At 65.5% G+C, this 9381-nt stretch carries 7 protein-coding genes; all 7 read left to right on the plus strand.

Translation table 11 applies throughout. From position 1 onward, the window contains the following. Nucleotides 1–2798 (plus strand): SDR family NAD(P)-dependent oxidoreductase (locus RUU78_RS12960; protein ID WP_313917227.1); only part of this gene is annotated, 2798 nt, incomplete at its 5' end. Nucleotides 2799–3148: 350 nt separating this feature from the next. Beyond that, nucleotides 3149–3535, plus strand: a complete 387-nt coding sequence (locus tag RUU78_RS12965; protein ID WP_313917229.1) for a hypothetical protein — start codon at nt 3149–3151, stop codon at nt 3533–3535. Nucleotides 3536–3609: 74 nt separating this feature from the next. Then, a complete protein-coding gene (locus RUU78_RS12970; RefSeq protein WP_313917231.1) occupies nt 3610–5301 on the plus strand; it encodes an AMP-binding protein in 1692 nt (563 codons plus the stop codon). 143 nt (nt 5302–5444) lie between these two features. After that, nucleotides 5445–6503 carry a cytochrome P450 gene (locus tag RUU78_RS12975; protein ID WP_313917233.1) on the plus strand — a complete coding sequence of 353 codons (1059 nt, stop codon included), beginning with the start codon at nt 5445–5447 and terminating at the stop codon, nt 6501–6503. 29 nt (nt 6504–6532) lie between these two features. Then, nucleotides 6533–6802: an acyl carrier protein gene (locus tag RUU78_RS12980; protein ID WP_313917235.1), complete on the plus strand. Its 270-nt coding sequence runs from the start codon at nt 6533–6535 to the stop codon at nt 6800–6802. 72 nt (nt 6803–6874) lie between these two features. Continuing rightward, a complete protein-coding gene (locus RUU78_RS12985; protein WP_313917237.1) occupies nt 6875–8296 on the plus strand; it encodes a glycosyltransferase in 1422 nt (473 codons plus the stop codon). A gap of 276 nt (nt 8297–8572) precedes the next feature. Further along, nucleotides 8573–9355 carry a glycosyltransferase family A protein gene (locus RUU78_RS12990; RefSeq protein ID WP_313917239.1) on the plus strand — a complete coding sequence of 261 codons (783 nt, stop codon included), beginning with the start codon at nt 8573–8575 and terminating at the stop codon, nt 9353–9355. Nucleotides 9356–9381 lie beyond the last annotated feature (26 nt).

A 9381-nucleotide genomic window follows, 5' to 3' on the forward strand; every position in this document is an offset into this window, starting at 1 on the left:
AACTCGCCTCGCGCCTGCAGACCTGGCTCACTCATGGCAAGGCGCCGCAGGTGTATGTGGCCAAGAGCGTCGAGCTCGACGACGGCGGTCAGGCCGGACTCCGGCGCTACGGCCAGCAGTGCCTGGTCGACTGTGCCGGTTCGCTGCCCGAATCCGAGCATCTGGAACGGCTCGCGGCGGTGGCGGAACTGCACGTGCAGGGCTACTCACTCGATTACGCGGCGTTGTTCGCCGGCCAGTCGCCGGCGCGGCTGTCGCTGCCGACCTATCCGTTCGCGACCACGCAGTACTGGGTCGAGTCGGAGCCCGGCACGGCGCTGCCTGCGGCGAAGACCACGGCACGCGCGACGCTGCATCCGCTCGTGCACGAAAACACGTCGGACTTCTGGCAGCAGCGCTACAGCTCCGTGTTCACCGGGTCGGAAATGCAGTTCGCCGATCACCGCGTGCAGGGCCGGCGCCTGCTGCCCGGTGTCGCCTATCTCGAGATGGTGCATGCGGCCATGAGCCGTTCCTCGGGCCTGCAGGGATTCGCGAGCGACCCGGATCGCCCGCAGCGGCAGGAAACGGCCACAGCGATGGTGATGAGGAACGTGGTCTGGCTGCGGCCGGTCGTCGCGGCCGGCGATGCGACGCCGATCAGCATCACGCTGCGGGAGAACGAGGCCGGCGACATCGAGTTCGAGATCTACTCGGACGATCACGCCGGTGTGCACCCGGTCGGCGACGAACCGTCGCCGCACACCCACGCGCGTGGCAGCGCGATCCTTGCGGCGAACATCGACGACGCGATGCCGGGCAGTTACCGCCGCATCAACCTCGACCGCCTGCGTTCCGAGCGCAGCCGTGGCATCGACGTCGACGACTGCTATGCGATCTATAGCAGCGTCGGCATCGAATACGGTCCCGCGCACCGCAGTCTCGCGAGTGTCGACATCGGCACCGATTCCCTGGGGCCGTATGTGCTCGCGGAAGTGCGATTGCCCGAATGCACGCTCGACACGCAGCGACAGTACGCGCTGCATCCGAGCATCCTCGACGGCGCGCTGCAGGCGGCGCTGGCGCTGGAATTCGCCGACGAACAGGCCGCGTCGCGAGCGCCGCGCGGTCCGGTCGTTCCGTTCGCGCTCGAGGAAGCCGTCATCACGCAGCGCAGTCCCGAGCGTGCGTTCGTGCACATCCGTGCCGTCGACAGCGAACGCGCAACGCCCGGACTGCGCAAGATGAACATCGACATCTGCGACTCGGCCGGCCGCATCTGCGTGCAGCTGCGCGGCATCAGCTCTCGCGAGCTGCGCACCGATGTACGCGGCGGCGATAGTGCCGCCGCGCCGCCGGCCGATCCCCAGGCAGCGGATGACGCCGCGGGCGGCGTGCTGCTCGCGCCCTGCTGGGAGGCCGAAACGCCCCTGCTCGACGCGGACGCGGATGCCTCGCGCCTGTGCCTGATCGGAACGCCGGGAACTGCTGCGAAACGCAGAGCGCTGCAGGAGATGCATCCGACGGCGCACCTGCTCGATGTCGACGCCGATGCGACGATCGACGCGATTGCAGGCCAGCTCGCCGCGCTGCCGTCGCTCGAACATCTCGTCTGGATCGCGCCGGAGATCACCGGCGACCAGACGTTGAGCGCGGCGCAGTCGGCGTGCATCCTCGGCTGCTTCAGGACGATCAAGGCGCTGCTCGGCCTCGGCCATGGCGACAGGCCATTCGAGCTGACCGTGGTCACCACGCAGGCGAGCGTCATCGACACGCAGCAGCCGGTCAACGCGGCGCATGCCGGCGTGCACGGGCTGATCGGCTCGCTCGCCAAGGAATATGAACACTGGAAGGTTCGACTGCTGGATCTGCCCGCCGACGAGCCGTGGCCGTATGAGCGGCTGCTGCGCATGCCGGTGGACGGGCAGGGTTCCGTCTGGGCGTATCGCGACAGCGAGTGGCTGCAGCAGCAGATGTTGCCTTGCGACGTCGACCGCCGGGAGTACGCGTATCGCGATGGCGGCGTATACGTCATCGTCGGCGGCGCCGGCGGGCTCGGCGAAGTGCTCAGCGAGCACCTCGTCCGCGAACACGGCGCGCAGGTCGTCTGGCTAGGACGCCGCGAGTGCGACGAGACGATCCGGCAGAAGATCGAACGGCTCGCACGGATCGGCGGACCCGCACCGCGTTACGTTCGCGCCGACGCGACCCAGCGGGCCGATGTGGAACGCGCTTATCGCGAGATCAAGGCGCGTCACGGGCGCGTCAACGGCATCGTCCATTCGGCGATCGTGTTGCTCGACAAGAGTCTCGCGAACATGGACGAGGAGCGGTTCTGCGCGGGACTCGCGCCCAAGGTGGAAGCCAGCATTCATCTCGCCGAGATCTTCGGCGACGAGCCGCTGGACTTCGCGCTGTTCTTTTCCTCGTTCCAGAGTTTTGCGCGCGCGCGCGGCCAGGCGAACTATGCCGCTGGCTGTACGTTCAAGGATGCGTTCGCGCACGAGCTCGCGCGGTCATGGCGTTGTCCGGTGAAGGTCATGAACTGGGGCTACTGGGGCAGCGTCGGCATCGTCGCGTCCGTCGACACGCAGCAGCGCATGGCGCAGCTCGGCGTGGATTCGATCGAACCGGCCGAGGGCATTGCCGCGCTGGATTGCCTGCTCGCGGGACCGTTCACGCAACTCGCCTTCATGAAACCCGTACGCGCTTCCGGCGCGCCCGAAGTAGCGCCGGCGCAAATCGTCGAATTGCCGGCCGACGCACCGGCCGTGGACGTGTCGATCTTCTCGAGGAGACGGATCGTTCATGGTGCGTGATGTCGACAGGAAAGGCGCTGGCGCAATCTGCGTGATCGGTCCGGGACTGCCGGAGCTCGAGGTGTTGCAGGCCGCGCGGCAAACCTCGCAAGAGGCTCGTCTACCCGTGCCGGATTGGCCTCGTCGCCGGCTCGGGGCGCCGTCGACGCCGCATCCGCCGCGCCATGGACGCGCAGCGAGACGCCTCCGTGCCGTGCCCCGACGCGCCGCCCGATCCGCGTTGAACGGGTCTGGGAAGGGCACGTTCGTCACACATTCCGCACTACGCTGACGATCAGCATCAGATTTGGCGGCATCCGTACGGCGCTGTGTCTGCGCCGCATCGACTGAGCGACCACGAGGGAGCGGACATGGCGAATCTCTATCATCCTGACGGAAGTCTTTTCTGGAATGGCCGGAACGCGTTCCATGACAACAGCCAACTGGCCTGGAATGGGCGTAGCGCGTTTCATCGCAACAGCCAGCTCGCCTGGAACGGCCGCAGCGCTTTCCACGACAGCGGCCAGCTTGCCTGGAATGGCCGGAGCGCATTCCACCGCAACGGCCAGCTTGCCTGGAACGGCCGGACCGCGTTCCACGCGAACGGACAACTCGCCGGCCAATCGTGGGTGGCACTGGAGATCGACCTGGGGTACGGCATGCGCATGACCGTGGGGTTGGGCGGATTCAGCCTCTACATCTACGCCTTGCAGGTAGTCGACCAGCCGGCGCCGGGCGTGATCACGGCGGAAGAGTGATTTTTAATAATTCGCAAAGTACTATTCAGACTTTTACTAGAAGCTAAAACTTCCGCACGACGCCGGCAGCGGTCATGCGCAACTGCGATTCCCCATTCGAGGGCAAGTCCGTCATGACAGTGCGGCAGGCGTTTCTCGACTACTGCGCCAGCGAACCCGACGCGCCAGCGGTGAGGTCTTCGAGTGACCCGGCCGGGGGCATGGATCGCGGCCAGTTGCTCGGGCTTGCCGCCGCAGCGGCCACCCGGCTGGTGGCGGCAGGGCTCGGCAAAGGGGACAGCGTCGTCATTGCATTGCCCACCGGGCCGCACTTCGTTCCCTGGTATTTCGGCGCACAACTGATCGGCGCCGTCGCGATTCCCACCGAGCCTTTCGTATCCGAGCGGCGCAAGTCCGCCCAGCTCGAATACCTCGACAAGCTCGCTGCCATCGCGCGACCCAAGGCACTGGTGGTCTCCGCCGACGCCACGCTGCAGCGGCAGGATGTGCCGCAGATCGACGCCTTCTGCGTCGCCGAGCAGCTGGAAGGTCCGACGGATCCGCTGACGTTGCCGGATCCCCATCTCGAGCCCGATGACACGGCGCATATACAGTTCTCCTCGGGCAGCACGGGACATCCCAAAGCGTGCGTCCTGTCACATAGCGCGGTCTGCGCCAACGCGCGCGCCTGGGTCGAGACTTTCGACTACCGTCGCGGCGAATCGACCTTCAACTGGATGCCGCTGTTCCACGACTTCGGCCTGATGGTGGGCGTGATCGCGCCGGTGTTCGGCGGGTTGGCGAGCATCCTCATGTCCACCGAATCGTTCGTCTCGTCGCCAGCGGTATGGCTCAAACGCATGAGCGGGGTAGGGCCGGTGCACTCGGCGGGCCCGTCTTCCGCGATGGGACTGCTGCGCTCGCGCCTGGCCCTGCGGCCCCAGCAAGGACTCGCATTGCACGACGTGCGCAGCCTGGTCTTCGCCGCAGAACCCATCTATCCGCAGGTGGCAGTCGAATTCATCGAGCTGGTCCAGCCATTCGGTTTTCGAGCCGACGCGTTCTTCGGCGCCTACGGCATGGCCGAGACCACCGTGCTCGCGTCGGGACGGCGCGGTTTAAAAGTGGACTATGTCAGAGACAATGGGCCCGTGGTCGGGGCCGTCGCGATACCGGCCACCGCGGCCGATCACACATCCGCCTTCGTGAGCGTGGGCCCGCCGATTGCGTGCACGGCGGTGAAAGTCGTGGACGCCGACGGTAATGCACTGCCCGAACGCAGCATCGGCCACGTCCTGTTGCGCTCGACGTGCCTGCTCGACTGCTATCTGAATGCCCCCGACGAGACGCAGGCCGTGCTCCGTGACGGCTGGCTACGGACTGGCGATATCGGCTATGTGGCCGACGGCGAACTGTACTTCGTGACGCGCAGCAAGGATCTCATCAACGTCGCTGGCCGCAAGATCGCGCCAGCCGATGTCGATCATGCCGTCAGCACGAGCCTGGGCCTGCCGGTGAGTCGTGTCGCAAGCTTCGGTCAATTAGGTGATACCGCGACCGAAGGCATCGTCATCGCGATAGAAAGCCGATCGGATGATGCGGCCGGCATGGTGCATGCGGCGAAGCTGGCCTGCTACGAGCGCACGGGCTTGACGCCCGTAGCGGTCGTGATCTGCGCCGTGGGCAGTATTCCCAAGACAACCAGCGGCAAGGTGCGGCGTCAGGTCCTGCGCGAGACGATGGCCAATGCACAGTCCGATGCCCCGGCCGATGTGGTCGGCGCCTGATGACCTACGAAGTGTTCAACCCGCTTTGCGCCGAGCATCAGGCCGATCCGTACGGCGCCTATGAAAGCCTGGCGCGGCGCGGGCCATTGCACCGTACGCGGTTGGGGCTGTGGCTCGTCAGCGGGCACGCGCTGGCGACGGACGTGCTGAAGAACCGCGCCTTCCGAACCGACTATGCCACTGCGTTGGCGCAGGCCTACGGTGCCGGCTTTCGCCAGCACCCGTCGCTGCGTCACCTGAGCACATCCTTTGCGATCGACTCGGACAAGGCAGGCGGAGACGTCCGCAAGCACATCGCCCGGACGCTGTCGCAAGCCCGCGTGCACGCCCATCGCGACGTCATCCGCGATCTGGCGCAAGGCCTGCTGGAACCTGCGCTGCAGGCGCGCTCGGTGGACCTGCTGCGCGAGTTCGCGATTCCCTACACGCTGCAGGTCGTGTGCAAGCTGTTGGGGGTTCCGTCCCAGTTGGCCGAATCGATACCTTCGGTTTCCGCCGGCCTCCTCACGGCGCTGGATTGCGCGAGACTTTCCGCTGCCGAGCTCGAGGATCTGGACACTCGCACGCAAGCCATCGCTGAGCAGTTCGTGCGGTTCCTGGGTTCGCCACAAGCGCGGGAATCGGAATGCATCGCAGGCCTCCTGGACATCGCCCACGAGCACACGCTGCCGCTCGAGAGCGTTTTCAGCGATTTGCTGTTTCTGCTGCTCGCGGGCTTCGAGACCACATCGTCGTCAGTCGCGCAGATTGGCTGGTTTCTCGCGCGGTATCCGGACGTCGCGGAAGATCTGCGCAGCGGCGCGGCGGACACGGCGGTCATCGTCGAGGAGTTCGCGCGCATGTTTCCCCCGGTTCACATCGTGACGCGTCGGCCAGGCGTTGACGTCGAGCTGGCGGGTGCCACGGTGCGATCGACCCAGACAGTGGCCGTGCTCATCGCAGCGGCGAATCGCGATCCGTCCGCCTTCGCCGACCCGGGAGCCTTCATGCAGGGGCGTGCCAGGAGCTCGGTGCTCACGTTCAGCGCTGGCTGGCACCACTGTCTCGGCGCCATGCTCGCACGGCAGGAAATCGGCATCGCGCTCGAGGTCATGCTCGAACATCCGCAATTGCGCCGCGCGTCGGTGGCTACGTGGCGAAAGCTGGGCGTCTTCAGAAGTCTGCAGGCGCTGAGTCTGGTCGACCCTCACCACCATCACTGATAACGATATCCACAAAGGACCACTCGCCTATGACTATTGAAGCCGCTGTCGCCGATACGATGATCAAGCTCGTGGCGCGCGTCTGCGCCGTGCCGCCCCAGGACCTTTCGCCCGATACCATGCTCGATGAAGTGGGCGTCGATTCGCTGTCGCTCAGCCAGATCATGGCGGAGATGGAAGCGGCATTCTCGATCGAACTGTGGGACGAAGACATCGCCGGCCTTGCGGAAGCCAGGTCCATCGGCGATTTCGTCGGCGTCTTGAACGCTGCGCTGGGGCGAACGGCGGAAACGTGCTGAACGTCGTACGGCAGTTCACGACTATCAGTTGCAGCGCGGCATAGCGACAGCTCCGACGGAAGAACTATCAGCGTGAGCCGGATCCTGCTCGCCACTCTGGGATCGCTCGGCGATCTCAATCCCGTGCTTGCGATGGCGAAGGCCCTTGAAGAGGCCGGCCATCGCGTTCGCGTGGCCGCCAACCCGATGCACACCGACACGGCACGGCGGCAGGGGCTGGAATTCGTGCCACTCGGCCAGCTCGCGGATCCGACCGACCTCGCCAGTCACGATCGCACGAGCGATGTCCGCGACGATGCCATCGCGTTCGTGGACCACGCCAATTTCGGACAGCTCGACCGGCTGTTCGATGACCTCTTCGCCGCTGCCGACTCTGCCGATATGCTGCTGGCGCCGCATCACGTGGTGCCGGCGCATCTGGTGGCAGCCAAGCGCGATATTCCGTGGCTTGCCTACACGCTCAGCCCCGCCTACCTGGTCGAGCAGACGCGCCTGAGCGACAAGCGCGGGTCGACGCCACCGCTGCCGCCCGCACGGTGGCACGCGGCGTTGGCAGCCTTGCGCCATCGCATCGGTCTGCCTCGGCGACTGTTTCCTTACGCGGCGGTGTTCCAGGATTCACCGACGATACTGGGGCTGTTTCCGGCGTTTCTGCTGGAGCCTGGCATTACGGTGAACAATCTCGAAGTCATGGGCTTTCCGCATAGCGCGCTGGTGCACACGGCACACTCAGCGGACCCCGGGCTGCTGGCGTTCTGCGACGATCGCACCGTGATCTTCTCGTTCGGTTCGTTTGTGGACCGGATCAATCCACAGCACATGTTCGAGCAATCCGTCGCCGCGTGCCGCGCTCTGGGATTGAAGTGCCTCTACCTGAGCCAGTTCGTTGGCGCGACGGCGCCGGACGCAGGGGACGTCATGATTCGCGGCTTCGTTGATCACGCCGCGGTTTTTCCTCGCGTCGGCGCCATCGTCCACCACGCCGGAGTCGGCACGTTGATAGCCGCGTGCGCTGCCGCCAAGCCCATGGTCACCGTGCCGTTCCTGTACGACCAGCCCTATCACGCGCAGCGCATGGCCGCGCTGGTGGATGCTCCCGTTCTGCCGGCTGCACGATACAGTCGCGACACTCTGGTCGATGCGTTGAGGCAAGCACTCGAACAGGCGCCCGTCGTCAGCGCGCAGCTTGCCGCGCTGATGAGCAAGGAGACGAACGGCACGCTGCAGCTGGTGCGTGCGGTGGCCGCGCGGTCGGGCGTCGCGCGAGCGGCGCCGGACGCTGCGTCAGAGAGAGTCTGGCAGCCTGGGCGGCTCACGGTGGTGGCCAGCGAAGTCCTGTGCGACCGCGAGCGGCGCAGCCCCCTGATTGGAAATCAATTCCTCGGTCGAGCACGAGAATCCGTGCCGTTCGATCCGGCCGGACTGGATGCAGCACTGATTGTCGATGCAGGCGGACGGGCCGCCGTGGAGGCGGAAGAGCGCGCAGAGGGCTGAGCGTGCGCGGCAGGGAGACGCTGCGGCCGAGCGACCGGGCAGACGCGCTTGCCGCGATCCTCGCAAGCTGGTTCCGCTTGGCGGCCGGTCGAAATTGCATCGTGATTCCGCCGCCCGGCGTTCCGGCCGTGCGCAGTAACACTATTATAGTTATACACAAAAGATATTTTGTCCGACGTTTTCCGTGAACACCAGAACCATACCGTCCCACAGGAAAAGTACATCACTTCGGGCTGGCGGCCGTGCCGTCTTGCGAACGGACAGGGGATACACACGATGAACGACCATGAAGAACAGCCGCTCATTTCATGTCTGTGCGTCACGCGACGACGGCCGCAGCATCTGGCGCGCGCGATCCGGTGCTTCCAGTCGCAGACCTATGCGAACAAGGAACTGGTGATCGTCCATCCGGCCGCCGACGAGCCGACGAAGGACTGCATCGCCGGCTTCCACGACGAACGCATCAAGTCCCATCCCGTCGATGCGCAGGGCATCAGCCTCGGTGAACTGAGGAATCTTTCGCTGGAGCGGGCCTCCGGCAGTCTTGCCTGCATCTGGGACGACGACGACTGGTACAGTCCGGAACGCCTGGGCAAACAGTTCGCGATGATGCGCAGCTCGAACAAGCAAGCCATCATTCTGGCGCGCCTGATCGTCTTCGATTCCGCGGCGGGCAAGGCATACCTCGGCACCGACCGTTTATGGGAAAACAGCATCCTCTTCGATCGCGACGCGGTGCGCGCGCTCGGCATACGCTACCCGGCCCTCGACCGGAACGAGGACTACGAGTTCGTCAATCTGCTGATCCGGCACAACCTCGCTTATCCACTCCACGACGCCACGCTGTATGTCTACAACATCAGCGGCATCAACACCTGCGATCCAGGGCATTTCGACATCATCAAGCGCCGGGGCACTGCGCTGTCCGACCATCACAGCGCGGTGATCAGCCAGTGCTTCGCGCCCGATGCCTCGCCGCTCGCCGTCCACGATCAGATGCAACGCGGCGAATTAATACCCCCGCTGCCTTATGTCGTGCACCGCGCATTAAGGCGATAGCGAAGGTCTGGCGTATGCCACGCAAG

This window comes from Tahibacter sp. (assembly GCF_032229445.1).
GTDB lineage: Bacteria > Pseudomonadota > Gammaproteobacteria > Xanthomonadales > Rhodanobacteraceae > Tahibacter.